Origin of the sequence: Parafilimonas terrae (assembly GCF_900115755.1) — a bacterium.
GTDB classification, from domain to species: Bacteria; Bacteroidota; Bacteroidia; order Chitinophagales; family Chitinophagaceae; genus Parafilimonas; species Parafilimonas terrae.
Map to the genome: position 1 here is coordinate 1,025,153 of NZ_FOXQ01000001.1, position 26,396 is coordinate 1,051,548.

General features: G+C 42.1%; 23 protein-coding genes. 10 read left to right on the plus strand and 13 right to left on the minus strand.

The features are described 5' to 3' along the window. From BM015_RS04420 to BM015_RS04430, 3 genes are all read left to right on the plus strand, one after another. A complete protein-coding gene (locus tag BM015_RS04420) occupies positions 1-1,155 on the plus strand; it encodes a hypothetical protein (protein ID WP_090654872.1) in 1,155 nt (384 codons plus the stop codon). A 155-nt stretch (positions 1,156-1,310) separates the two neighbouring features. Continuing rightward, a complete protein-coding gene (locus BM015_RS04425; RefSeq protein WP_090654875.1) occupies positions 1,311-2,297 on the plus strand; it encodes a pyruvate dehydrogenase complex E1 component subunit beta in 987 nt (328 codons plus the stop codon). A gap of 68 nt (positions 2,298-2,365) precedes the next feature. Next, positions 2,366-4,519 (plus strand): TonB-dependent receptor, encoded by a 2,154-nt coding sequence (locus BM015_RS04430; RefSeq protein ID WP_090654878.1) that lies wholly within the window; start codon positions 2,366-2,368, stop codon positions 4,517-4,519. A gap of 72 nt (positions 4,520-4,591) precedes the next feature. Here the strand turns inward: BM015_RS04430 and BM015_RS04435 are convergent, their stop codons facing one another. The 5 genes from BM015_RS04435 to BM015_RS04455 form a co-directional block, all read right to left on the minus strand. Then, positions 4,592-6,157, minus strand: a complete 1,566-nt coding sequence (locus BM015_RS04435; protein ID WP_090654881.1) for an SUMF1/EgtB/PvdO family nonheme iron enzyme — start codon at positions 6,155-6,157, stop codon at positions 4,592-4,594. 156 nt (positions 6,158-6,313) lie between these two features. Beyond that, positions 6,314-6,994 carry an alpha/beta hydrolase gene (locus BM015_RS04440; protein WP_090654884.1) on the minus strand — a complete coding sequence of 227 codons (681 nt, stop codon included), beginning with the start codon at positions 6,992-6,994 and terminating at the stop codon, positions 6,314-6,316. Next, positions 6,994-8,271, minus strand: a complete 1,278-nt coding sequence (gene tyrS / locus BM015_RS04445) for a tyrosine--tRNA ligase (RefSeq protein ID WP_090654887.1) — start codon at positions 8,269-8,271, stop codon at positions 6,994-6,996. Before tyrS ends, BM015_RS04440 begins: the two co-directional genes overlap by 1 nt. A 72-nt stretch (positions 8,272-8,343) precedes the next feature. Next, entirely contained in the window at positions 8,344-8,784 is a 441-nt protein-coding gene (locus BM015_RS04450; RefSeq protein ID WP_090654890.1) for a GNAT family N-acetyltransferase, read from the minus strand. Then, positions 8,785-10,281, minus strand: coding sequence for a gluconokinase (locus BM015_RS04455; protein ID WP_090654892.1), 1,497 nt, complete (start codon positions 10,279-10,281; stop codon positions 8,785-8,787). A 152-nt stretch (positions 10,282-10,433) separates the two neighbouring features. On the opposite strand from BM015_RS04455, the gene BM015_RS04460 reads away from it, so the two are divergent. The 6 genes from BM015_RS04460 to BM015_RS04485 all read left to right on the plus strand — a co-directional run bounded on the left by BM015_RS04460 (position 10,434) and on the right by BM015_RS04485 (position 16,599). Next, entirely contained in the window at positions 10,434-12,170 is a 1,737-nt protein-coding gene (locus tag BM015_RS04460) for a GMC family oxidoreductase (protein WP_090654895.1), read from the plus strand. Positions 12,171-12,316: 146 nt separating this feature from the next. Next, positions 12,317-12,970 carry a gluconate 2-dehydrogenase subunit 3 family protein gene (locus tag BM015_RS04465; RefSeq protein WP_090654898.1) on the plus strand — a complete coding sequence of 218 codons (654 nt, stop codon included), beginning with the start codon at positions 12,317-12,319 and terminating at the stop codon, positions 12,968-12,970. Between the two features lie 327 nt (positions 12,971-13,297). Continuing rightward, positions 13,298-13,837, plus strand: coding sequence for a YceD family protein (locus tag BM015_RS04470; protein WP_090654901.1), 540 nt, complete (start codon positions 13,298-13,300; stop codon positions 13,835-13,837). A gap of 16 nt (positions 13,838-13,853) precedes the next feature. Beyond that, a complete protein-coding gene (rpmF, locus tag BM015_RS04475; RefSeq protein ID WP_090654905.1) occupies positions 13,854-14,048 on the plus strand; it encodes a 50S ribosomal protein L32 in 195 nt (64 codons plus the stop codon). A 15-nt stretch (positions 14,049-14,063) separates the two neighbouring features. After that, positions 14,064-15,020: a phosphate acyltransferase PlsX gene (gene plsX, locus BM015_RS04480; RefSeq protein ID WP_090654908.1), complete on the plus strand. Its 957-nt coding sequence runs from the start codon at positions 14,064-14,066 to the stop codon at positions 15,018-15,020. Between the two features lie 163 nt (positions 15,021-15,183). Next, positions 15,184-16,599, plus strand: a complete 1,416-nt coding sequence (locus BM015_RS04485) for an MBL fold metallo-hydrolase (RefSeq protein ID WP_090654911.1) — start codon at positions 15,184-15,186, stop codon at positions 16,597-16,599. Positions 16,600-16,686: 87 nt separating this feature from the next. Here BM015_RS04485 and BM015_RS04490 read toward each other — a convergent pair whose 3' ends face one another. The 8 genes from BM015_RS04490 to BM015_RS04525 all read right to left on the minus strand — a co-directional run bounded on the left by BM015_RS04490 (position 16,687) and on the right by BM015_RS04525 (position 25,606). Then, positions 16,687-17,397: a sulfite exporter TauE/SafE family protein gene (locus BM015_RS04490; protein ID WP_218148420.1), complete on the minus strand. Its 711-nt coding sequence runs from the start codon at positions 17,395-17,397 to the stop codon at positions 16,687-16,689. Further along, positions 17,394-17,834, minus strand: a complete 441-nt coding sequence (locus BM015_RS04495) for a FixH family protein (protein WP_090654918.1) — start codon at positions 17,832-17,834, stop codon at positions 17,394-17,396. Before BM015_RS04495 ends, BM015_RS04490 begins: the two co-directional genes overlap by 4 nt. An 11-nt stretch (positions 17,835-17,845) precedes the next feature. Beyond that, positions 17,846-19,264, minus strand: coding sequence for a cytochrome c oxidase accessory protein CcoG (ccoG, locus tag BM015_RS04500; protein WP_090654921.1), 1,419 nt, complete (start codon positions 19,262-19,264; stop codon positions 17,846-17,848). A 5-nt stretch (positions 19,265-19,269) separates the two neighbouring features. After that, on the minus strand, positions 19,270-20,451 hold the full coding sequence (locus BM015_RS04505) for a cbb3-type cytochrome c oxidase N-terminal domain-containing protein (RefSeq protein ID WP_177191803.1): 1,182 nt from the start codon (positions 20,449-20,451) through the stop codon (positions 19,270-19,272). A 7-nt stretch (positions 20,452-20,458) separates the two neighbouring features. Then, positions 20,459-20,635 (minus strand): CcoQ/FixQ family Cbb3-type cytochrome c oxidase assembly chaperone, encoded by a 177-nt coding sequence (locus BM015_RS04510; protein ID WP_090655264.1) that lies wholly within the window; start codon positions 20,633-20,635, stop codon positions 20,459-20,461. A 31-nt stretch (positions 20,636-20,666) separates the two neighbouring features. Then, a complete protein-coding gene (gene ccoN, locus BM015_RS04515) occupies positions 20,667-22,859 on the minus strand; it encodes a cytochrome-c oxidase, cbb3-type subunit I (protein WP_177191804.1) in 2,193 nt (730 codons plus the stop codon). Between the two features lie 8 nt (positions 22,860-22,867). Next, positions 22,868-23,026 carry a cbb3-type cytochrome oxidase assembly protein CcoS gene (gene ccoS / locus BM015_RS04520; protein WP_090654926.1) on the minus strand — a complete coding sequence of 53 codons (159 nt, stop codon included), beginning with the start codon at positions 23,024-23,026 and terminating at the stop codon, positions 22,868-22,870. 183 nt (positions 23,027-23,209) lie between these two features. After that, on the minus strand, positions 23,210-25,606 hold the full coding sequence (locus tag BM015_RS04525) for a heavy metal translocating P-type ATPase (RefSeq protein WP_090655271.1): 2,397 nt from the start codon (positions 25,604-25,606) through the stop codon (positions 23,210-23,212). Between the two features lie 139 nt (positions 25,607-25,745). Between BM015_RS04525 and BM015_RS04530 the strand changes: the two genes are divergently transcribed. Next, positions 25,746-26,390 carry a Crp/Fnr family transcriptional regulator gene (locus BM015_RS04530; RefSeq protein ID WP_090654929.1) on the plus strand — a complete coding sequence of 215 codons (645 nt, stop codon included), beginning with the start codon at positions 25,746-25,748 and terminating at the stop codon, positions 26,388-26,390. The last annotated feature ends 6 nt before the right edge of the window (positions 26,391-26,396 follow it).

Genomic DNA, 26,396 nt, shown 5'->3' on the forward strand with positions numbered 1-26,396 from the left:
ATGAAACACTTGCATTTCTTACAATTTGGCTGCATCATTATTCTTGCTGCAGCTTTGTTTTCCTGCCACAAAATTGGCGGCATCATACCGCATAATCCCCCTGAAACTTCTGCATCGGCAGATTCTCTGTCAGATATTCTGCAGTTTAACGATGCCAGTAAAATTGAAGGACAAATTCCCGGCGGGCCATCAGGCAGTTCTTTAAAAATTTCCTTCGAAGACACTTTGTTTTTGGTTGACCAGGTAAAACTCCCCATTAAATTCCTACATACAGATACCACAGAAAATGTATCTGGCATTTTCCTGCAGGTAGTGGCGCTCGATGGCGGCAGCGCCGGTTATTATTATGATGTGCCTGAAGTAAAAGATTTAGACAGCAGCGATACGGTTTCGGTAATTATGATGGGTATTGACCCAACCGGTTGGGAGCCGCCACTGAGCTTTAATATTGTGATTACACCTTACGATAATGATAAGAATCCCATTGACCAGGCCATAGAGCCTGTAAAAATAATGCCGCATAAAAATGATGTAAAAAATGCATGCGGACTGGAGTTGGCCAATAATGACACCTGGGATTGGGTGATGTCGTATATAGATTCGCGTACTCCTTTTTTTATTTCCACACCCGAAAAAGTATGGGGCGCAGACGGGCAATTTATAAATGGAAGCTGCTGCAATGGCATTTCCATATACGGGCCATGCCCCGGCGCCGACTCTGCTAATACACATTTGCATTTCAATACTTTTTACCAGATTGCAGGCGAGCAAATAACTTTTTATAACGGCAACACATTCGACCGCCGCACAGTAGAACGCGGTGCGGTTCCGCTGCCCGGCCAGAGCGATTTCTGCCTGCCACTTGAAGGCATTACCGATTCTTATCAGAATGAAACATTGTATCACGGCACTTATACAACCGGCCCGGGATTTATTATGCCTGATATTAAAGCGCTGGGCGATTCAGTTGTGCTGAATATGCAAACACAGTTTTCTGACCCTCCTGGTGGCGGTTACGGAAACGACGGTGGCGTTATTCACTACCTGGATTGTCATTCGCTTGTATTGATACAGCAGGACCTGGAAGGCTTCGGTCAGCATCTGTATAAAATTTATCACAGCACTATCGCGGAAAAATGGTTTGACTTTAATTGAGTGGATGTTTTTTCAAACGTGGGTAACAGGGGGCTGCACAAAAAGCAGCTTCCTGTTTTATAAAGTTCTCATCTTTCTCAAATCTTATTAAACCGCTAATACATGCATTTCTAAACCCATATTCCTGTATTTTTGCCGCGCTTTAAATTTTTATTATGCGACAAATTGCCTTTCGTGAAGCTTTACGCGAAGCGATGAATGAAGAGATGAGAAGAGACGAGCGTGTATTTTTAATGGGTGAAGAAGTAGCCGAATATAACGGCGCCTATAAAGTAAGCCAGGGCATGCTGGCCGAATTTGGCCCTAAACGTGTGATTGATACACCTATTTCCGAGCTTGGTTTTGCCGGTATTGGCGTTGGTGCTGCTCAAAACGGCCTGCGTCCCGTTATTGAATTTATGACCTGGAATTTTGCTGTTTTAGCGCTTGACCAGATTTTAAATACCGCTTCTAAAATGCTTGCCATGAGTGGCGGTCAAATTGGTTGCCCCATCGTTTTCCGCGGGCCAAACGGAAGCGCCGGCCAGCTTGGCGCCCAGCACTCCACGGCTTTTGAAAATATTTATGCAAATATTCCGGGCCTGAAAGTGGTATCCGTCTCCAATGGTTACGATGCTAAAGGGTTATTAAAACAGGCCATCCGTTATGAAGAAGATCCGGTAATGTTTATGGAAAGCGAGGTAATGTATGGTGATAAAAGCGAAGTGCCTGAAGAAGAGTATTATATTGAATTAGGTAAAGCCGATGTAAAAAGGCAAGGCAACGATGTCACTATTGTTTCCTTCAACAAAATGATGAAAGTAGCGCTTAGCGCCGCTGCCGAGCTTGAAAAAGAAAATATAAGCGCCGAAGTAATTGACCTGCGTACCATCCGCCCGCTCGACTGGATGACGGTTTTGGAGAGTGTAAAAAAAACCAACCGTCTCGTAATTGTTGCAGAAGAATGGCCCATGTGCGGTGTTGCCAGCGAGCTTAGCTACCGCATACAGAAAGAAGGTTTCGATTATCTTGACGCACCGGTTCTCCGCCTTACCAGCGCCGATGCACCCATGCACTATGCGCCAAACCTGGTAGCAGCTTACCTGCCAAGTATTGACCGCACCGTGAACCTTGTAAAAGAAGTAATGTACCTGAAGAAATAAAGTTCATATTTTAACAGGAATGAGATTTATCCCGATGTTTGCAATACAACATCGGGATTTTTATTGTTATGAAGCTAGCTTTGGTATTTCAATTCAGCACGGTTGTGTCACTCCCTTCTGCTGCATATTTTTATGGCAGCAGTTGCCTCAATTCCAGGTCAGCAAAATATTCATTAAGGTTTTCTTTATTTTTTATTTTTTTCTGCCTGATGTCTGCTTCCACCAGTGCTCAAACTGATTCTGCTAAAAGATCTGCCGATACGGCCATACTGGAGCCCGTAACCGTAACCGCGTTTGGTGGCGCCGCCAACTGGAAAGATGCTCCTGCCACCATATCCATTATTGGCAAATCGCAACTTGAACGATTCGATAATAAAACATTGGTGCCCGTTTTTAATGCCGTAGCCGGGGTAAGAATGGAAGAAAGAAGCCCGGGCAGTTACCGGCTTTCCATACGGGGCAGCCTGCTGCGCTCACCATTTGGTGTGAGAAACATAAAAGTTTACTGGAATAATATCCCGCTTACCGATGCCGGTGGCAATACTTATTTAAATCTTATTGATATCAGCCAGCTTTCTTCTGTTGAAATAATTAAAGGCCCTGCCAGCAGCTTATATGGCGCCAATACCGGCGGTGCGGTTTTGCTGAAAACAAATCCTTCGTCCATGCAGAAGACCTTTAGCGCCAATGTGGAAACCGGCTCGTATAACTTACTGAATGAGCAGCTCGTTTTCAATCACCAGTCTAAAAAACTTAATTTCAGCATACAACAGAGTCATTATCAAAATAATGGTTACAGGCAGCAAAGCGCTATGCGCAAAGATGCTGTGCAATTGAGCATGGACTGGAATATGAGCAACAAAGAACAATTATCTGCCCTGTTATTTTACACTGATCTTCATTATGAAACACCCGGCGGCATCACCAAAGCACAAATGGATTCTTTGCCAACGTTAGCCAGGCAGCCAACAACAACCCTTCCAGGCGCTGTTCAGCAAAAGGCAGGAATTTATAATAAAACAGGTTTTGCCGGGCTAAGCCTTCGTTCCGTTTTTAATAACCTCTGGAGTAATACTACTTCGGTAACCGTAAACCACACTGGTTTTAAAAACCCGTTTATTACAAACTATGAAAAACGGGGCGAATCAAACTATGGTGCAAGAACTGTATTTGAAATGAATGCTTTGAAAATAAAATGGCTTACCGGGGCAGAATGGCAGCAGAATATTTCAAATATCAACAACTGCGGAAACAACAGCGGGAAACCCGGTGATTTATTGTATAACGACAAAGTACAGGTTACGCAATATCTTTTGTTTACACAGGTGAATGTAAAGTTTAGAAAATTGCTCGTGCAGGCGGGGTTAAGCGCCAACCGGCAGTTATTAAAATACAACCGCATTTCAGACAGTGTTTATAATTACTGGCAGCATCAAAACACAAATATGCTGTGGGCGCCAAGACTTAGCCTGCTTTATTCGGTTAATAATAATCTTGCATTATTTGCAATAGCCTCAAAGGGTTTTTCGCCGCCCACATTGGCAGAAGTACGGCCTTCTACCAACCAGTTTTATAACCTTCAGCCAGAATATGGATGGAATTATGAGGCGGGCATTAAAGGTTCGGCATTGCAGAAGCGCATTGAGTTCAGCGCCTCTGTTTACAGTTTTAACTTAAAGAATGCCATCGTTGCGCAAACAGACAGCACAGGTGCAGACTATTTTGTAAATTCAGGCGGAACGCAGCAGCCAGGTTTTGAGATATGGCTGAATGGATTTCTGGTTAGGAATAACCACCGGTTCATTAAAACAGTTTCGGTTTCAAACAGTTTTGCTTATCAGCCATACAAATTCAATAATTATATTACCGGGGCAAAAGATTTCTCAGGCAACCATCTTACCGGCGTTCCAAAAAATGTAAATGTTACCACGCTTGATATTTATACAATGCCGGGACTATACTTGAACGCCAACTTTAATTTTACTTCAGCCATACCGCTTACAGACGCCAATGATGTGTATGCTGAAAATTATAAATTGCTCCAGCTAAAGCTCGGGTTTAAAAAGCTATTCGGTAAAACCCTGCTTGATTTTTATTTTGGTGTTGATAACCTTTTAAATGAAAATTACAGTTTAGGAAACGACCTGAATGCAATTGGCGGCAGGTATTTTAATCCTTCACCACTGAGAAATTATTTTGGCGGCGTGAAACTGGAATTATAGAATAATTCATCAATTAACTCCAATAATAAAGGCCACCTGCGCAGGTGGCCTTTATCTTATCATGATTTATTCTTATCTCTTTTGCCTCCTCTTAGGGAAGAAGTTACCTGTTTTGGTTTTAGTAGATCCTGATTCGGGAGCCCCATAATGCGTCATGGCGCAACGGAAGCCAATGGTGGCGCTGCTCTCATATTCTTCATAAAAACGGCGGGCGCCGGGGCTTAGCCAGTAAGGCATATCAAGCCAGCTTCCACCCTTTATAACCCTGCTTTGGTCGCTGATTAAAGTTGTAACACCATATCCATAAAATACGCGGCTGGCAGAATCACCATCCAAGTAATTAATAGCATAAGAACGCTGGTAATTGCGGCGATCAGCCAAAGCTGAATCGTTCTCAGGAATCATTTTAATGCGGCCCAGGCTATCCCTCATATTTCCTTCGCCACCGCTTTTGTCAACCTGCATAAAAACGTTACCGCGGTAAGGGTTAATATCATCCACATCTAATAATGAATTAGGCCTGTAAACATCAGCCACCCATTCGCTCACATTTCCGCTCATATTATAAAGGCCAAAGCCATTTGGAAAGAAAGAGGTAACAGAAGCCGGTATTGCAGAACGGTCGTTCAAGCCACCGGAAACACCCATATAGTCACCATTTCCACGTTTAAAGTTGGCCAGCATGGCACCTTGCATAGCGCCTTTTTTGGTAGCGCGCAGGTTATCGTAGCCATCATTTTTCCAGGCATATATCTGCTTATTGGCAATCAATTCTTCCCCTCTTTTCTTTTCGCTTCTGCGCGGCGCAGGGTTTTCACTTACTAAACCTAAAGCTGCATATTCCCATTCCGCTTCTGTTGGAAGGCGGTAATCAGGGAATAAAATGCCATCTTCAAAAGCAACGGTCGTTCTTGGCCTGCCCTGGGCATCTTTTAATGGGTTCTTTTTCGGTTTGCCCGGAACGCCTTCATATTCACCCATTAAATAGGATTTTGTATTGAAATTGTCCTGGCCGCCGCCATTCATTTCCTGCTTAATCAGGTTTTTATTTTGATAACCGGATTTTATTAAAGCAAGTTCATTCACCCTGTCAGTACGCCAGATGCAGAAATCATGGGCCTGTCTCCAGGTTACGCCAACTACAGGGTAATAATTATAAGAAGGATGGCGGAAATAATATTCAACATAAGGCTCATTATAAGCCAGTTCGCTGCGCCAAACAAGCGTATCGGGTTTTGCGCCCTGAACTACGGCTTCATACTGAGGATCGGAAAATACGTTTTCAATCCAGTGAATATATTCCCGGTAATGAACGTTTGCTACTTCCGTCTTATCTATAAAAAAAGAATTAACTGTAACGCGGCGTGGGAAGTTGTTATTATCGCCCATTACATCCTCTTCAGTTGAGCCCATGGTGAAAGTACCGCCCTGCACAAACACAAGGCCGGGCCCGGTTTTAATATCTTTAGGTTTGGCCACGTAATAACCACCCTGATCTTTATCATTATAGTGCCAGCCGGTTACATCACTGGTACCATCCTTTTTTTTCCAGGAACTTTTGCTTCCACCCTTTTTGCAGGAAACCAGCAGGCCGGCAAGCAAAAAAGTGTACATCGAAAATTTAAGCAGCCTTATCATTTTTGAAAATTAATCTTTTAGAATCTAAAACAACGATATAAAGTTTGAAATATTGCGCACAATTATAAACAAATTTGTAAAGCGTCCAAACATGCTTTGGCCTTTCATAGAAAAGGTTGAACTTATAAATCAATCACTTGTATAATTATTGCGGATTTAAAACATCAAATTTAATCCACCGGGTTTATATTTTACTGCAAATATTTGTTTTAAAACCGCTGAAACTTCTGCCGCATTTTCTATTATCATTAAATGTCCTCCATTATTTATTACAAAGTTTGGCTTAATAAACCGCATCGGAAGCAGCCTGTCGTTGCTGCCATGTACATGAAAAACGTTAGAAGGGATTATTTTATTTTTCCAGGAAACAATTGCGCCAATGGCCCATTTATAAAAATGCATATTTGCCTTATCTACTACCGTTTTTTCATATTGCCTGCTCAATTCAGAACCAGCGCCCAGGAAATATTCCTGTACTGCCAATGTTTGCTTTATCAGGCTGTATGTCAGAACCTTATAAACAGGTATGTGACGGAGAATTTTCCAGTAAAATGGCAGTTCTTTCTTGGTTTTAGCGCTTGAAATGATAATAACATTTGCTTTTGGGAGCTGTTTTGCAATTTCTGTGGCCAGCATGCCGCCAAACGAGAGGCCAATAATCATCGGATCTTCTTCGCCAATAAATTTCTCTTTGAGACGGCTGGCATAAGCTTCCAGGGCTTCGCCCGGCAGCGGGTTTATCCAACTGATAAAAACAGGACGGGCAAAAGATAAATCGAGGTATTGAAATACCCTTTCATCTGCGCCCAACCCCGAAATGCAATAAAGGTTTTGCATTAGCCAACTTTAACCAGGTAATAGTTTTTCTTGCCTTTCTGTACTAATAAGTATTTGCTATGCAGCAACTTATCAGAAGCAATAACCAAACTGGCATCTTCAACCTTTTTGCGGTTAATGCTTATACCGCCGTTCTGAATCATTTTTTTGGCTTCACCACGGCTCGGGAAAATATTAGTTTCAGTGAGAAAAGAAATTACATCAATACCGCTTTTTACTTTATCTCCATCATAATCAATCTTAACAACGCCTTCCATGCCCTCGAGGTCGTCTTCACTTAAACTTTCAGCCGGTGCTGATTGATTGGCAAATAATTTTTCAGTTGTTTCTATTGCTTGTTTTAAACCTTCTTCGCCATGCACAAATAGCGTAACTTCTTTTGCAAGCGTTTTCTGCAGCAGGCGTTGAGCGGCATTTTCATCATGTTGCTGTATGAGCGTTTCTATTGCTTCTTTTGGTAAAAAAGTAAAGATTTTGATCCATTTCTTGGCGTCATCATCAGCAGCGTTTAACCAAAACTGGTAAAAATGGTAGGGCGAGGTTTTTTCTGCATCCAGCCACACATTTCCTTTTTCACTTTTGCCAAATTTGCCGCCATCTGCTTTTTTAAGCAGCGGGCAGGTAAAAGCAAAAGCCTCGCCGCCGGCTTTACGACGTATTAATTCCGCGCCGGTTGTTATATTTCCCCACTGGTCGCTGCCACCCATTTGCAGTTTGCAATTGTGGTTTTTATATAACCAATAAAAATCGTAACCCTGGATAAGCTGGTAAGTGAATTCTGTAAAGCTTATGCCGTTTTCACTCTCAATTCTTTTCTTTACGCTATCCTTTGCCATCATATAATTTACGGTAATGTGTTTACCCGTATCGCGTATAAAATCGAGGAAACTCATTCCTTTAAACCAATCGTAATTGTTTACCATTACAGCGGCATTGGGTTTACTTTCATCAAACTGCAGAAATTTTGCCAGTTGCTTTTGTATGCCATCCTGGTTGCGTTGCAAAACATCTTCACTCAGTAAATTACGTTCTTCGCTTTTGCCGGTAGGGTCGCCAATCATGCCTGTGGCGCCGCCCACCAATGCATACGGCTTATGACCGGCTTTTTGCAGATGCACCAATAATAAAATAGGAACAAGACTGCCAATGTGCAGGCTTTCGGCAGTAGGGTCAAAACCAATATAGGCCGATGTTTGCTCCTTCAATAATTGCTCTTCTGTGCCAGGCATAATATCCTGTATCATTCCGCGCCAGCGCAATTCTTCAATCAGGTTCATTTCAAAAAAATTTGTGCAAAAATAAGGGAGCGGGCTATTCTAATACTGGCAGGCAGAACAAGCGCAGCGCATTTACAATTTCAAATCACAATTTATTTCTATGTCATTAATTACAGCTCCACGCATTTTATAAAATTCAATCGCCTTTTTATTCCAGTTTGATACCTGCCATCTTAACTTTTTGCAATTTTCTTCTTTTGCTGTTGCAATCAGTTGATCCAATAATTTGCTTCCGATACCCAAGCCACGATATTTTTCTAAAACATACAAGTCATCTAAGTATATAGCCTTGCCCGTCCATGAATAATATGCAATAAACCATGTAGCAAAAGCAACTATTTTTTTATTATTATCTACTGCAATAAAGCAATTGAAGCAATCTTTATCCTGCAACATTTGTTCGGGAGTTATCGTAACTTTTTCGGGAGTTTTAATAAATGTTGAAAATTCTCTGATGAGCCTGTAAATCTCCTCAAAATCTTCAGGTTCTGCTTTTCTTATAATTATTTCCATTTAATTTATTGCAGTTAATTCAGCGAAAACGTTTTTCAACTTCCCATACAAATCATTATAAACGGTAAAGTATTTTTTATATATGCGATGATTGGCCGCTGAAGGCTTAACCGTTTTTACATTTTGCAAAAACATTTTGGCGGCTGCCAGGCTCTTTACGTTTCCCAACGCCTTCCTGCCAATGAAAGCTGCGCCCAGCGCCGATGCGTCTGCGGCTTCATTCAGCATTATTTTTTTGCCGGAAATATCTGCAAGTAACTGCACCCAAACTTCCGATTTCAGAATGCCCCCGCTTAAGTAAATATTTTTAATGTTACCGCTGGTTTCTTCCAGTGCCAGCAACACATCTACCACAGCAAAACAAACACCTTCCAGCGCAGCCCGTATAATATGCGCTTCCGTGTGTGTTTCTGTTAATCCGATAAAACAGCCTTTGGCATTCTCGTCCCAAACCGGGGCCCTTTCGCCAAGAATGTATGGTAAAAAGATCAACCCGTTACTGCCGGGCTTAACGGCCGCAGCCGATTTAAATAATACGTCAAGCTGTTTTTCATCCCTGAAAGGCTGTTTTAAAATTTTTTCAACCAGCCATTGCAGCACAATGCCGCCATTATTTAAGGCGCCGCCTGTTATATAAGCTCCATCGCCGATGTAATAACAAAAAAGCCTTTGCTTTTTATCAATTAAAAATTTGTTTGATGTTATGCGCACCGCTCCGCTTGTGCCCACCGTAACTGCCGCGTTGTTTGCATTAACGATGCCGCAGCCCAGGTTAGCCAATGCGCCGTCGCTGGCGCCAAGCACAAAAGGGATTTCTTTTTTGAGTTTCAGTTTCTTTTTTATGGGAGAAAGCAAGGCTGTTTCATAATGTTCAACCGGCTTTAATTCAGAAAGTTGCTCTTTTGTAATATCTGCAAGTCTCAATGCTTCGCCGTACCAGCAAATATTTTTTGCATCCATTAAACCCGTGGCGGCAGCAATGGAATGATCAATTATATATTTACCAAAGAGCTTAAAAAAAATATATTCTTTGATGGAAATGAATTTATGCGCCCGGCGGAATATAGCTTTCTGCTCTGCTTTCAGCCACATCAATTTGCATAAAGGCGACATGGCATGAATGGGAACGCCTGTGGCTTTGTATAATTTTTTTGCAAGATTTTTCTTTTCAAGCGCCTGTGCATATTTGGCGCTGCGCAGGTCAGCCCAGGTTATCATATTTATTAAAGGCACCCCGTTTTTATCAACGGCGAGAAAACTATGCATAGCTGCGCTAAACGATACGCAGGCAATATTTTCTTCCCCGCAAAAACGTATCGATTGCTGAAGCAGCTTTACAACCGCGTTAAAAATGGTGACTGCATTTTGTTCATTCCAACCCTGCCTGGGCGTTATAGGCGTGGTGGCATATTCAAAAGTTTTTAAAGCTTTTAAATCCGTGCCGGTTATAACAGCCTTGCAATTGGAAGTGCCAATATCAATTGCGATTATATTCATTATACATAGTTAACTGCGGAATGATGCAATAACGCTTTTGTGCTCCAATCTTATTCAATTCTCAACGGTTTATTAAAACGAAAATAAAAAAGCATGCGGTTAAAGAGTAATACTTATTTTAGCCTTTCTAACGAAAAATCCAAAATAACAAGATGGGCACGCTTCAGGTTAAGAAAAATCCGAAAAAATATGATGCTGTAATTGTTGGCTCCGGTGCAGGTGGCGGCATGGCAACGTATGTTCTGGCAAAAGCCGGTTTAAAAGTTTGTTTAATTGAAGCAGGACCAATGTATGATCCTGCTAAAAATAGTAACCAGTTGCAGCCGCCATGGGCTTCACCAAGAAGGGGCCGCGGCACAAAATTCAGGCCGTTTGGCGACTTTGACGGGTGCTACTGGGCCTGGCAAATTGACGGCGAACCTTATACGCATGTTGATGACACAAAATGGAACTGGTGGCGCGCAAGAATGTTGGGTGGCAGAACCAATCACTGGGGCAGGATTACCCTGCGGTTTGGCCCCAGGGATTTTAAAAGGCGCGACATTGACGGGCTTGGCGATAACTGGCCTATTAGTTATGATGATATTAAACCTTATTATGATAAAGTAGAATCGCTTATTGGTGTATTTGGCACCAATGAAGGTTTGCCTAACGATCCGGACGGCGTGTTTTTACCGCCGCCAAAACCACGTTTGCATGAAATGCTGATTAAAAAAGCAGGCACCTCACTCGGCATTCCGGTAATTCCTTCGCGTTTATCTATTCTTACCAAAAAAATAAATGATGAACGCGGCCAGTGTTTTTACTGTGCCCAGTGCGGCAGGAGCTGTAAAGTGTATGCTGACTTTTCATCTTCATCCGTATTAATTATCCCGGCCTTAAAAACCGGCAATGTTGATTTACTTACCAACTGCATGGCGCGTGAGGTAATCACAAACAAAGAAGGCCTGGCAACCGGCGTTTCGTATGTGAATAAAGAAGATATGCAGGAATACGTGGTGGAAGGCAGGACTGTAATATTGGCTGCCAGCGCCTGCGAAAGTGCAAGGTTGCTGTTAAACTCAAAGTCAACGAGGCATTCGGCCGGTTTGGCTAATTCAAGTGGCGTGGTAGGGAAATATTTACATGACTCAACCGGTGCTGATATGGGTGGTTACCTGCCAAATCTTTTTGGCCGTAAGCGCTACAATGAAGATGGCGTAGGCGGCATGCACGTTTATACGCCCTGGTGGCTGGATAATAAAAAGCTCGATTTTCCCCGTGGTTATCATATTGAATATGGTGGCGGCATGGATCAGCCGGCTTATGGCTTTGGCTGGAATATTCAAAACATTAACGGTAAGCAGGTAGCTACAAGAACTAAAAAAGAAGCAGGCGGCTACGGTAAATCGCTGAAAGAAGATTACCGCTTTTTTTATGGCGCTTCGGTTGGCATGGCCGGCCGCGGCGAAGCGTTGGCGCTGGAAAGCAATTACTGCGAAATTGACCCCACTACGGTTGACAAATATGGCATTCCCGTTCTTCGTTTCAATGTAAAAAACAGCGAATACGAAATAAAACAGGCCAAACACATGAAGGAAACCTTCAAGGAAATTTTAACCGAAATGGGTGCCGTTATTACTTATGGCGACGACGGGCCGGAAAATAATTACGGCTTGCACGACCCCGGCGTTATTATTCATGAAGCTGGTACAGTAAGAATGGGCAGTAACCCCAAAACTTCTGCCCTTAATGAATGGTGCCAGGCGCATGATGCCAAAAATGTTTTTTGTGTGGATGGCGGAGCATTTGTTTCACAGGCAGATAAAAACATTACGCATACCATTCTTGCTTTATCGTGGAGGGCGAGCGATTATATCGTTGACCAGATGAAGAAACAAAATTTATAACCACGATTATAAACTGATTTTTCTGGTTTGCCTGACAGGACATATCAATCAGGCAACTCATTAATAAATAATTTTAAATTTATTTCTGTGCTGATCTTCACTAAAGACAATCAGGATCATCACACAAATCGTATAAAATCCCGGTCATGGACAGAAGGAAACATTTAAAAATACTTGGCGTGGGCGCTGTTACAACCAGCGTTTTGGCAGATGCCTGCAAAACAGACAAAAAAGAACCGCTTACAAAACTGGCAGAACCCGCTATAGACCGTATGCCGGAAGAAAAAGCACACGATGATGCCATCAGGAAAGGGGATAAGTTTTTTACCCCTGATGAATTTGCCACTATTACCGTGCTTGCGGATATAATTATTCCAAAAGATGACGTGAGTGGCAGCGCCAGCGATGCCAAGGTTGCCGACTTTATAGAGTTTATTGTAAAAGATGAACCCAACTTGCAAACACCGTTGCGTGGAGGTTTAAGATGGATGGATGTGCATTGTTTAAATGCCTATCAAAAAGCGTTTAAGGATTGTTCAGCGCAGCAGCAGATAGAAGTGGTTGATCAAATTGCGTATCCTGAAAAGGCAAAACCGGAAATGAGTTACGGCGTTTCATTTTTTAACCTGATGCGTAACCTTACTGCTACAGGGTTTTATTCAACCCAAATTGGCTGGGACGATATTGGCTACGTTGGCAACAAGCCGAATCAATGGAACGGTGTGCCCGAAGATGTTCAAAAACAATATGGCGTTGCCTACACAGAGAAAGAATTAAAGGAATGCATCAGCTTTTCTTAAAGCGGTTGCTGCTATTATGTATAATACGAAGCCTGTTTGTTTTTTGAAGTCTCTTCTTTGTGTAAATAAGCGAAGCGAACGCTGTTGAAACAGAAACGATTATATTTTTAAGGTTTCTCATGTTAATTCAGAATACGGTTTTACGGATTTTCAAATTGCTTAACAATATTAAAGCCATTCAAAAGCAAAATTGAGCTTTTCGCCAAATGTGGCAAGATTAATTTGTTAAACTTTTAGCTAAGCCATGGTGTTATATCGTTCTGCAAACGTGTAGCTTTGCTTCTTAAGCAAAATTCAGTTACCTTTGCCACCCCAAATTTTTCAGGCATGAATTTCAGGAGAGAGTTTGAAATAGCGTTCGTTGGCCTGAAGCCCGGGCTTCATCATTTTGAATACCAGGTTGATGATAAGTTCTTTACAAATTATGGCGAGCAGGATTTTTCAAACTGCAACGCAACGGTAAAACTTGAACTTGACAAGAAAAACGGGTTCATGTTTTTAAAGTTTGATGTTGACGGAACTATTGACGTAAACTGCGACCGTTGCGGTAACCCGCTTACGCTCCAGTTATGGGATGAGTTTAAAGTAATGGTGAAGCTGGTTGATAATCCCGACGAAATGAATGAACAGGAAGAAGATCCTGATGTATATTACATCAGCCACGGCGAAAGCCATTTACACCTGGCAGATTGGATATACGAATTTATAAACCTGAGCATTCCTTTGCAGAAAACCTGTCCGCCGGATGAAGAAGGCAATACGCAATGTAACCAGGAAGTACTTGCGAAATTATCGCAGGCAAAAGAAACAGATAAAGTAGCCAGCCCGGTGTGGGAGGCTTTAAATAAACTTAAAGATCTTAAATAATTATAAACAATAAACTATGCCAAATCCAAAACGCAGGCATTCTCAGCAACGCGGCGCGAAGAGGAGAACACATTACAAAGCTGAAGAAGTAACTTTGAGCAAAGACAGCGCTACCGGCGAATTGCATGTACGCCACCGTGCACATGTGAGCGAAGGAAAGCTGTACTATAAAGGAAAAGTTGTTTCTGAAAAAGCTCCGCTAAAAGCATAAACCATTATCGCTTTAATGAATCTCGCTCTTGACATGATGGGCGGTGATTTCGCACCGCTGGAAGCTGTTAAAGGCTTACAACTGTACCTGCAGCATAATAATGCTACCGTTTATTGCATTGGCGATGAACAGCAGGTCCGGGCGCTCTTAAGCGAATACAATTTACCGGAAGAAAAAACAGTTGTTATTCACGCGGCGGAAATAATCGGGTATAATGAAAACCCTACAAAGGCTTTAAAAGAAAAGCCTGATTCTTCCATCTCCAAAGGTTTTCAGTTATTAGCTTCGGGCAAGGTTGATGCTTTTTTAAGTGCCGGCAACACAGGCGCCATGCTTGTGGGTGCCATGTTTTTTTTAAAACCTATTGAAGGTGTTTCCCGGCCTACCATTGCTTCTGTAATTCCCAAAATAGGCGGAGATACAGCGCTTTTGCTCGATGTAGGTTTAAATGTTGATTGTAAAGCGCAGCATTTAGACCAGTTTGCTGTTTTAGGCAGCATTTACTCCAGCAGTGTCTTAGGCATTTCCAATCCAAGAGTAGGATTATTAAATGTTGGTGAAGAAGAAGGTAAAGGCAATACGCTGTGCAAAGAAACTTACCCGCTCTTAAAAGACAATTCCCGTATTAATTTTATTGGTAATGTTGAAGGCCGTGATATTTTTAATGCCGGTGCCGATGTAACTGTCTGCGATGGTTACACCGGCAATGTTGTATTAAAATTAGGCGAATCAATGTACGATATTGCCAAAAGCCGGGATATGCACAATGATGAATTTATCCGCCGCTTTGCTTATGAAAATTATGGCGGCACGCCCATTCTCGGCGTATCTAAACCGGTAATAATCGGGCATGGTATAAGCAATGATGTTGCCTTTTGCAATATGCTGCTGCTGGCCCAAAAAATGATTGAAACCGATGTGTGCGGAACAATCAAAACCGCATTCCGGCGCACCGGAACTTCCGCCTCCTGATTTCTTTTCAACCAGTAAGCTCCTGTTTTATCTATTATTCCGCATTGGTTTATTTACCAAATTATTTCCATTAAATTGCTAAGGGCCATCATCCTGTCTATGTGATTTCAGTCACCGAAAAAGGCTTTGTTTCTTTCTAATTTTACACCATAAATCTTAAATTATGACAGTTGAACAAATCTATACGGGTTGCCTGGCACAGGGTGCATATTATATAGAAAGTGAAGGCGAAGCTGTTATTATTGATCCTTTGCGCGAAGTGGACCCCTATATAAAAAAAGCCAAAGAAAATAATGCGGTAATAAAGTATGTTTTTGAAACGCATTTTCATGCAGATTTTGTGAGCGGCCATTTAGACCTGAGTAAAAAAACCGGGGCGCCTATTGTTTACGGCCCAACCGCTAAACCAGATTTTGAAGCCATTATTGCAACAGACGGGCAGGAATTTAAAGTTGGAAAGGTTGCATTTAAAATATTGCATACGCCCGGCCATACCATGGAAAGCACTTGTTATTTACTGAAAGATGAAAACGGGAAAGACGTTGGCTTGTTTTCGGGCGACACATTATTTATAGGCGATGTGGGCCGCCCCGATCTTGCGCAAAAAGTAAATAACGAACTTACACAGGATAAGCTGGCCGGTTACCTGTACGATTCACTTCACAATAAAATTCTGCCGCTGAACGATGACATTATTGTTTATCCTGCACACGGCGCCGGCAGCGCCTGCGGCAAGAACATGAGCAAGGAAACAACCGATGCGCTGGGCCATCAGAAAAAAGTAAATTATGCTTTGCAGCCAATGAGTAAAGATGAATTCATAAAAGCTGTTACAAAAGACCTTGTTGCACCGCCGGCTTATTTTCCATTGAATGTAATGATGAATATTCACGGCTACGAAAGCATTGATAAAGTGCTTGAAAAAGGACAGCATGCCTTCGGCCCTAATGCATTTGAAACCGCAGCCAACGAAACAGGTGCATTGGTATTGGATACAAGAAACCCGCAAACTTTTGCAAAGGGATTTATTCCCAACTCAATCAATATTGGTATAGATGGAAACTTTGCGCCTTGGGTGGGCACATTAATTCCCGATATAAAACAACAAATCTTGTTAATAACAGATGAAGGCCGGGAAGAAGAAGTAATAACAAGGCTTGCCCGTGTGGGTTATGATAATACCATCGGTTATTTAAAGGGCGGTTTTGAAGCCTGGAAAAATGCAAGCAAGGAAACAGACAATATCCACTCTATTTCTGCTGATGAACTGGCAGACGCCATGCAAAAAGAAAATATTGAAATTGTTGATGTACGCAAAAAGAGCGAATACGACAGCGAGCATATTACTGATGCAGAAAATGCACCGCTCGATTTTATAAACGACAGCATGGCGCAACTTGATAAGAATAAAACCTATTATGTGCATTGTGCCGGAGGCTACCGCTCAATGATATTCAATTCTGTTTTGCGGGCAAGAGGGTTCGATAACCTCATTGACATAAAAGGAGGTTTTAAAGCTATAAAAGAAAGCGGCAAATTTAAACTGAGCGAATTTGTTGCTCCCACAACACAGCTATAAACTTTAAGATTAAATACCCCCCTTAATACAGAGGCCGCTCGCAGGAATGAGAGCGGCCTTATTTGATAAACAAAAGGATAGAAAAAGTTAATGGCAGCTAACCGCACCTTCCTGCACAACATGTGGCAGCAATGGGCTCACGTATGGAATACCGAGGCCCAACCCTCTCAGTATTAACAGCATGCCCATAACTGTAAGAAAATAAGGTACCGCCTGTTTCATTTTGTTGCGTATTGCAACATTTATACTCATACCAAGATAACCAAACAGGAACATAGCAGGCAAAGTGCCCAGCCCAAATAAACCCATGAATAAGGCAGCATTTAATACAGAACCGGCAGCCACAGCACCCATTACAGCAAAATATACTAATCCACAGGGCAACAAACCATTTGCCATGCCCAGTAAAAACAATTGGCCTATATTTTTTGCCCGCAAGAACCGGCCAATAAGGTTTTGAACCAGCAACTGAACTTTACCAAAACCAGGTAAGTGCATTAAAGGTTTTCTGAAAACATATTGCAATACTGCAAGCATAATTATTATGCCTGCAATAATTGAAAACCATTGCTGCAGGCCGGCTATATATAACTGCCTTCCAATTAGCCCAAATAAAAAACCTATAGTGCTATATGTGGCTATGCGGCCAAGATTATACAAAAAAATGCCAGCAATTTTTTTGGGTTTAGATAAATGATTTACCGGCAGCGAAAATGCTATAGCGCCGCACATGCCCACACAATGAAAGCTGCTGAACAAGCCAAGTGCAAAAGCTGGTATGATTAATTGCCACATCATTGTTTTGTAACAGTAAGTGGCAGCTCCTTATAATATTTATTATTGCTGCTGTTCCATGATATTTTAACTGTATAGTTTGTGCCCGGCACTTTCTGTTTATTAATTTCCATTATGCCATTGGCATCAAGGCTTAGGGGAAGCTTAACATCATTGGCGGCATCGGAGGCGCAATACAGCCAAACATCGCCCTCCAGGGAAAGCCCTTTCATCTCTTCCGGCATCTGAATAAAAATATCGCCTGGCGTTTGCGATATTTTTACCGGGCTTATTGCTGCCGCTGCCTTGCTGCCGTCTATCTTATCCTGAAATTTTAATTCCTGGTTGTAATAATCATCAGAAACAAGATCGAATTTATGCTGCGTGCACTTGTACACTAATGTTCCAATCAGCACCGCAAAACCAACAAATACAATGGCTAATTTATGTCCCCAGTTCATAGTTTAAATTTTTATTGCACAGGCCCCAAAAAGCTGGTTGTTTCTGTAAGAATTTCTTTATCGCCTTCATACAAAGCCAGCTTTATTTCTGTTTTCCTGTTATGAATATCTTTTTTAGGAAGAATTAAAAAGAATGACCCCGAACCTTGCCCTTCTTTTGCTACATGCACATAGGGTTTACCAACCACCTGCACACTTCCATCCATGTTCTTCATCTTTATTGTTAGCGGAATATCTTTATCCGTTTTATTCATCACTTTTATGTTGTAAAGATTTGATACGCTGTCTTCACCTCTTTCCTGGAACAATTGACCCGGCGTACGCATAACGGTTACATCAATATCTTTTCTTGTAAACAACAGCACGCTCAGCAGCACCAGCACTACCATACATAAGCCTGTATAAATTTTCATGCGTGTTGTATAGTGCAGCGGCTCGCCGGTGGCAATAGAATTTTCAGATGCATAACGGATTAAACCACGCGGCTTATGAATTTTATCCATCACATCATTACAGGCATCAATGCAGGCGGTGCAGCCAACACATTCCATTTGCACCCCATTGCGTATATCAATACCGGTAGGGCAAACACGCACACATTGAAAACAATCAATGCAATCGCCCAACTGCAATTCGGCCGGCTGATTTTTCTTTTTTATACCACGCGGTTCCCCACGCTTATAATCGTAGGCAACTATCATTGAATTTTTATCGAGCAGCACGCTTTGCAATCTTCCATAAGGGCAAACTACCGTGCAGGCCTGCTCCCTGAAAAAGGCATATACGCCATAAAAAACACCACTGAAAATAAGTATGGATGAAAGGCCCGCTATATGCTCGCTTACCGGTTCGGTAATAATTTTCTCCAGGTCATCTATACCAATAACATATGCGAGGAAAAAGTTGGCGATGATAAATGATGATATGAAGAACAATACATGCTTAAGGCCAACTTTAAATATTTTGCCGCCCGTCCACGGCGCATTTTTTAAAGCTTTTTGCTGATTGGCATTGCCCAGCACCAGGAATTCAACTCTTCGAAACATCATTTCCATAAAATTGGTTTGCGGACAGGCCCAGCCGCAAAACAATCTTCCAAAGGCCGCTGTAAAAAGAATAATAAAGAAGATAAAAGTAACCATAGCCAAACCGAAGATGAAGAAATCCTGCGGCCAGAAAATCTTACCAAATACAACAAACTTGCCTTTGGGTATATTGAACATGAACAGCGGCCTGCCATTAATTTTTACAAAAGGCAGCCCGAAGAAAATTATAAAATACAAGTAGCTTAACCATTTGCGGATGGCGTATAGCTTTCCCTTAGGTTTCCATGCGTATATCCACTTTCGTTTTCCCTCTTTGTCAACCGTTGCCAGGCTGTCGCGAAAGTTTTCGTCGCTATGTTTATTATTTGTTGTTGCTGTATTCATTCTTTTTATTTCACAAGAGCGGTGGTTGTTTTAAGCGCACTATCTTTTACAGCGCTGCTGTCAGCAGCCGTTGCGCCCGCCTCTTTATACAAATCTCCCTGTGGTTCTTTTGGGGTTGCAGGTTTTGTTCCATGCAGCGACATTACATAACTGGCTATTTGCTGAATTTGTAATGGGGAGTAATCATCTTTCCAGCTTTTCATGCCTTTATCAGGCCAGCCGTAAGTAATGGTTTTAAATATATCTTTTATACTGCCGCCATGCAGCCAGTAATCATCGGTAAGGTTGGGCCCAACGCCGCCACCGCCATCAGCAGCGTGGCAGGCAGCGCACATGGAAGTAAACACTTTTTTGCCTGCATCAATATCCGATGCCTCTGTTAATTGGGTAACCGTATTTTCATCAACATTGTTTTTTGATTTGGCAAGAAAGCCCGCCCGCTGCTCCTCTGCCTGGTGCATGGCTATTTCCAATTCCTGAACAGAAGACGGCCCGGTGTGAGATACATGAAAGCGCCAGAGATAAACAACGGCAAAAATGATACAGATATAAAAGCCATACAGCCACCACGGCGGCAAGCGGTTATCAAGTTCGCGAATGCCATCATAATCGTGGCTCATTTCAATATCCGCTTCTTCCTGTATAGGTTTAAAGCTGTTGAGCTTGCCCCATATTTTTTTAATGCTGAACAATTGCTCTTCTGTTGTTTCAACGGCTATTGCATTTTCTGCAACAGGCGCTTCTTCGTTAGCTTTCATTAAAGATTTTACCTGCCCAATTATACTGATAAGGATAATTATTTCAACTCCTATTACAGAAACGAGCACATAAAAGCTTGTAGAAGATAGTGGTATAGCGGCTTTAACTATTTCCGTTTTTCCGGCTGCGGCATCATCTGTTACCACAGCATCCTGTGCAAACAGGGAGCTGCTTAAAAACACGAATAATAAAGCTGAAACTAATTTTGTTGCCGTGCTTTTTTTAATCTTTTTAAGATTGGCTTTTGCCTGTTGCACCAGCATTTTTGCTGCCACATAAATGGCCAGCGCCAGCAATGCGGCAATAATGCACAAAGCAATTGCCTGCGGGCTTTTAGCCTCATTCATTTTAGGGCCATCCTGCGCCAATGCACCTAAGGGCAGCACTGCTGCAAAAAAGGCAATCAATTTTATAGACTTGTTTTTCATGCTCATATCAGTTTATTTCCGCGCTGTTATCCAGTGGAATATTGCTTAATGTTTTAATGAGTTTTTTGTCTGCTTTCCATGCCCATAAAGACATTACTACGAAGAAGCTGAAGAATATGCCGAAAGAAATAAGCGCATATATGGAAACGCCTGTAATGCTTTCGAGATAATGTATGAAGCTCATGTAACTAATTTTTTGAATTAAAATTTTTGAATTATTGCAGCGGTGCGGCATCGCCGGATTTCTTAATATCAACACCCAGCCTTTGCAGGTAAGCAATCAGCGCAACAATCTCTGCGGTGCTGCTGGTTTCTATCTTATCTTTTTTAAGATTATTCTTTATTTCATTTGCCTGTTTCATTAAATCCTGGTTGGCTATTTTATCATAACCTTCGGCATAAGGCACCCCCAGTTTTTGCATAGCCCTTATCCTGGCGCCGGTTGAAGCAGTATCCAGTTGTTTGTCGAGCATCCAGGCATAAGCCGGCATAATAGAACCAGGGCTCATAATACGCGGGTCCATCATGTGGTTATAATGCCAGCTATCCGGGTATTTTCCACCCACCCTTGCCAGGTCGGGCCCGGTGCGTTTGCTGCCCCACTGAAACGGGTGGTCATAAACAAATTCACCGGCCTTGCTGTATTCGCCATAACGCGCCACCTCATCCCTGAAAGGCCTTATCATTTGCGAATGGCAGGTATAACAGCCGTTGGCCACATAAATATCCCTGCCCTGTAATTCAAGCGGCGTATATGGTTTAACAGATGCAATAGTGGGCACATTGCTTTTTATAAGAAAAGTGGGCACTATTTCAAGAATGCCGCCGATTGCTACGGCTATGAGGCTGAACACCAGCATTTGAACAGGCCTTTTTTCAATCCAGCGGTGCCAGTGTTTATCGCTGTGTGCTATTACCTGGTGTGTGGAAAGCGGTGCAGCTTCTGCCGCTTCGTTGGCCACAAGGCTTCCTGATTTAACGGTTTTAAACAGGTTGTATGCCATTAAAAATACACCGGTAAGAAAAACAGTTCCGCCGATGCTTCTCAAAACATACATAGATTCTATATTGGTAACCGTTTCTAAAAACTGGTACGTAAGCGAACCCTCTTCTGTAAAGCTTTTCCACATGGTTGCCTGGGTAAAGCCGGCCCAATACATTGGCACCACATACAGCACAATACCAATGGTACCAATCCAGAAATGTGTATTGGCCAGCTTTTTTGAATAGAGGTTTGTATTGAATATTTTTGGAATGATCCAGTACAGCACGCCAAAAGTTAAGAACCCATTCCAGCCTAATGCGCCAACATGCACATGCGCAATGGTCCAGTCTGTAAAGTGAGAGATGGCATTTACGCTTTTAAGGCTTAACATAGGGCCTTCAAAAGTGGCCATGCCATAGCAGGTAACTGCCACCACCATAAATTTTAAAACAGGGTCTTCCCTCACTTTATCCCATGCACCTCTTAAAGTAAATAAACCGTTGAGCATACCGCCCCAGCTTGGTGCAATCAACATAACGCTAAACACAACGCCAAGGCTTTGCGCCCAATCTGGTAAAGCAGTGTATAATAAGTGGTGCGGGCCTGCCCAGATATAAATAAATATCAGCGCCCAAAAATGTATAATAGATAAACGGTAACTATATACCGGCCTGTTGGCAGCCTTGGGTAAAAAGTAATACATAAGGCCGAGATAAGGTGTGGTAAGAAAGAAAGCAACGGCATTATGGCCGTACCACCATTGTACCAACGCATCCTGCACACCGGCATACCAGCTATAGCTTTTAAAAGCAGAAAAAGGAATTTCGAAAGAGTTTACAATATGCAGCATGGCAACTGTAACCCAGGTAGCTATATAAAACCATATTGCCACATACAGGTGGCTTTCTCTTCTTTTTAAAATAGTACCAAACATATTGATACCGAAAATCACCCAAACAATAGTGATTAAAATATCAATTGGCCATTCAAGCTCTGCATATTCTTTACCTGTGGTATAACCCGCCAGCAATGTAACAGCGCCTGTCACTATAATTAACTGCCAGCCCCAGAAGTGTACCTTGCTCAGCTTATCGCTAAACATACGCGCTTTACATAACCGCTGCAGCGAATAATATACACCCATGAAAATACCGTTGCCTACAAAAGCAAATACAACGGCATTGGTATGTACCGGTCTTACGCGGCCAAAAGTTGTTTCTGCCGTATCAAAATTGGCGCCGGGCAAATACAATTGTATGGCGGCAAGCAGGCCCGCCAGCATTCCAATAGCGCCCCAGAGAATAGTTGCATAGGCAAACATTTTAACGATCTTATTATCGTAATAAAACCGTTCAACAGCCAGTTTTTCCTGCACCTCATCCGGCACAGTAATGCCACCTATCGTGTCTTTTTGTTTAAGCATAGAAATGTTTATTGATTGTTGTTTGTAGGTTTATCGTCGAACAGCATTCTTACAGGCGGGCTTTGCTGGTCATCGTACTGGCCTTTTTTTACGCTCCATAAAAAAGCCAGCAGGAACAACGCTGCAATCAGGATGCTTGCGGTCAACAATAAAAAGATTACGCTCATAGAAATTTTAGAAAGCACAAAAATATCCGGCGGTTTCTGACAGAATTATGACACAATTCAAACAGAAAGCTGATTAAAATCATTCTCTGTACAGGTTTATGTAAATAATGGTTTACAGCTTTTTTGAAGAGGTAAAGACAAGCCCCGGATATTGAAGAAGCCTGCTTATTTGATTTTTCGGGACTAATTATTTAATCTTAAAACTTTTGCCGCAATACTGCTGCAGCCAAAAGTTAAAAGCAATATGCTTAAGCTGCTGGAAGGCATTAAGATGGCCGCTATCATGGGGGATAAAGAACCCTGCACAGCAAACCATATTCCAATAATATTATAAAGAATTGATACCACGAAACTGGTGATAACAATATTTTTATTCATGCGGCAAAACAATATAAAACGATATAACAAAGGCAGTTTTTCTGCCTCAATTATACCATCGCTGGCAGGCGTAAAATTATTGGCGCTATCAGTTATAGCTATTCCTGCATCTGCCTGTTTTAAAGCACCGGCATCGTTAAGGCCATCGCCTACCATCATTACTTTATAACCATCCTGCTGCAGTTGTTTAATAAACTGCAGTTTATTTTCCGGCTTCTGATTGAATAGTATGGCGGCATCTGCGCCAAACAACCCGCCAAGATAATTACGCTCTCCATCGTTATCGCCGCTTAGCACAGCCAGTCTGTATTTCCATTTTAATTGCATAACAAGTTTATACAGGTTGTCCCGGTATTGATTTTTAAAGAAGAAACGGCCAATCAACTTATTATTTACAGAGATATAGGTAGAAGATGCGGCTTCCGTAACACCATCTTCAAGCACAAATTGCCTGGAACCTATTTTAATACAATCGCCCTTAACAATTCCACTTACGCCTTTGCTGGTAACTGCGTTAAATGCCGCAACCGGCAATACATGCTTCGCATCAAAATAATTAACGATGGCCCTGCTTACCGGGTGATTAGATTGAGCAGCAAGCGATGCAATTTGCTGCTTCATTTCAGCAGTAATTGCATCACCCGCATACTCAACCGAGTGGTTGCTGCTTGTAGTTAGGGTTCCTGTTTTGTCAAACACAATTGTGTCAATTTTCCCAATCTCTTCAATGGCCTGTGCATTGCGCAGGTAGAAATGGTTGCGGCCTAAAATCCGGAGAATATTGCCGTTGGTAAACGTGTTGCTCAGCAGCAGTGCGCAGGGGCAGGCGATAATTAAAACGGCTGTAACAGCAGGCCATATTTTAGATGTATCATTAAAACTCCAGTATAATGCGGCGCTTATGGCAATAGTAAGCACCACCCAGGTAAAATAGCGGCTAAGTATATGCACGAATGACCGCGCTTCGTCTTTTTTGCGGGCATTCATTTCATCGCGGTTCCAAAGCTTGGTAAGATAACTTTGCGCCACTTCTTTAATAACCAGCAATTCAATATTTCCGCCAACCTGTTTGCCGCCGGCATAAATTATTTCACCCATTTCCCGCACTACCGGCATGCTTTCGCCGGTTACAAAACTATAATCGATCAATGCCTGGCCTTTTGTAAGAATACCGTCGGCAGGAACCAGTTCTTCATTGTGAATAAGCAGTGTATCGTCCAAACGAATATCGGGTAGCGCAACCGACTGCTGCACGCCACTGTTCATCCTGCTTACCGCTATCGGGAAATAAGCGGTATAATCTCTTTCAAAGCTGAGCTGTTGATATGTTTTATCCTGCAAAACCCTTCCTATAAGCATAAAAAAAACAATCCCGCTCATGCTGTCGAAATAACCGCCGCCCGTATTGGCAAACACTTCATATAAACTTCTTATAAACGTAACGGCAACGGCTAAAACAATAGGCGCATCTATGTTTAAAAAGCCATGTTTAAGGCCCTTCCAGGCGCTGATGTAAAACTCCGAGGCGCTGTAAAAAAATACGGGAAGGCTCAGCAATACATTCAATATCCTGAACAGTAACACAAGGTTGTGCTCCTGCGCATTCACGCCCAAGTATTCAGGAAAGCTCAGCAGCATAATATTGCCGAAACAAAAACCGGCAACGCCCACTTTAAAGATCTTCGATTTATCAAGCCGGGGCTTTGCTTTGCGCATATCGCTGAAGCTGATGTAAGGTTCGTAACCAATACTCACCAGCAACTCAGCTACCTTGCGCAAACTAACTGCTGCATGATTGAAAATAATATCAACTTCTTTTTTCTCAAAGTTTACCTTACTGCTTATAACCCCTTTATTAAGCTTATGCAGGTTTTCCAGCAGCCATAAACAACTGCTGCAATGTATTTGCGGAATATAAAAAGTAATAAAGGTTTGATGCGCATCTTTATAATTAAGCAGCGGGGCGCTTATTTTTTCATCATCGAGAAAAGCAAACTTGTTTTCCCGCACTTTTATGCGCTGGCTGCTGCCGGGGTTTTGGCTGATAGCATAATAATCGCAAAGGCCGTTTTTATTTAAAATAGCATACACCATTTTACAGCCTTCGCAGCAAAAGTTTCTGCCATCGCTTATAACGACTGAAGTACAATCTTCGCCGCAATGATAACAGGTTACAGCCTTACTTACGGTGTATGCGTTCATATAAATAAGCGGCGAAACTATGACTGCGCAAATTTTGATTAACTGATTGCGGACAAGCAAAAGCATGACTTAAATCAGTTTTAAGGCCATAACCTGTAAGCTTCAATAAACTTAGCTTCAATAAAATAATTTTGCACCCATGGATAAACTGCTGTTGCAAAAACTATTTCCCGGCTTTGAAAATGAATTGTATGAAGAAATGCTGCAACACGGTGTAACCCGTTATGTAAAAGAAGGAGAAACTTTACTGCGTGTGGGCCAGCACATCCGCTCTGTAATACTGATCATTGAAGGCGTTGTTAAACTGTACCGTGAAGATGATGAAGGCAATGAATTCTTTATCTATCATCTTAATGCAGGGCAGGCGTGTTCCTTATCTATGGTTTGTGCTTATAAACAGGAAACAAGCGAGGTAATGGCAAAAGCTATTACTAATGCAACACTGCTAACGGTACCTCTTGAATTTATGGATAAATGGCTGGGCCGCTATAAAGGCTGGTATGAATTTGTAATAACTTCTTACCGCAACCGTTTTGAAGAATTGCTTAAAACCATTGATGCAGTTGCCTTCTCCAATATGGATGAGCGCCTTGAATTTTATTTGAAAAAACAGGTAGCGCAATTCGGGCCCATCTTAAAACTAACACACCACGATATTGCCAGCGATCTTAATTCTTCCCGCGAAGTAATAAGCCGCTTACTTAAAAAAATGGAAGCCAAAGGCCTTGTGGGCCTTAACAGAAATTCCATTGAATGGATAAAGAAAATTAATACCACTGCGTGATAAATA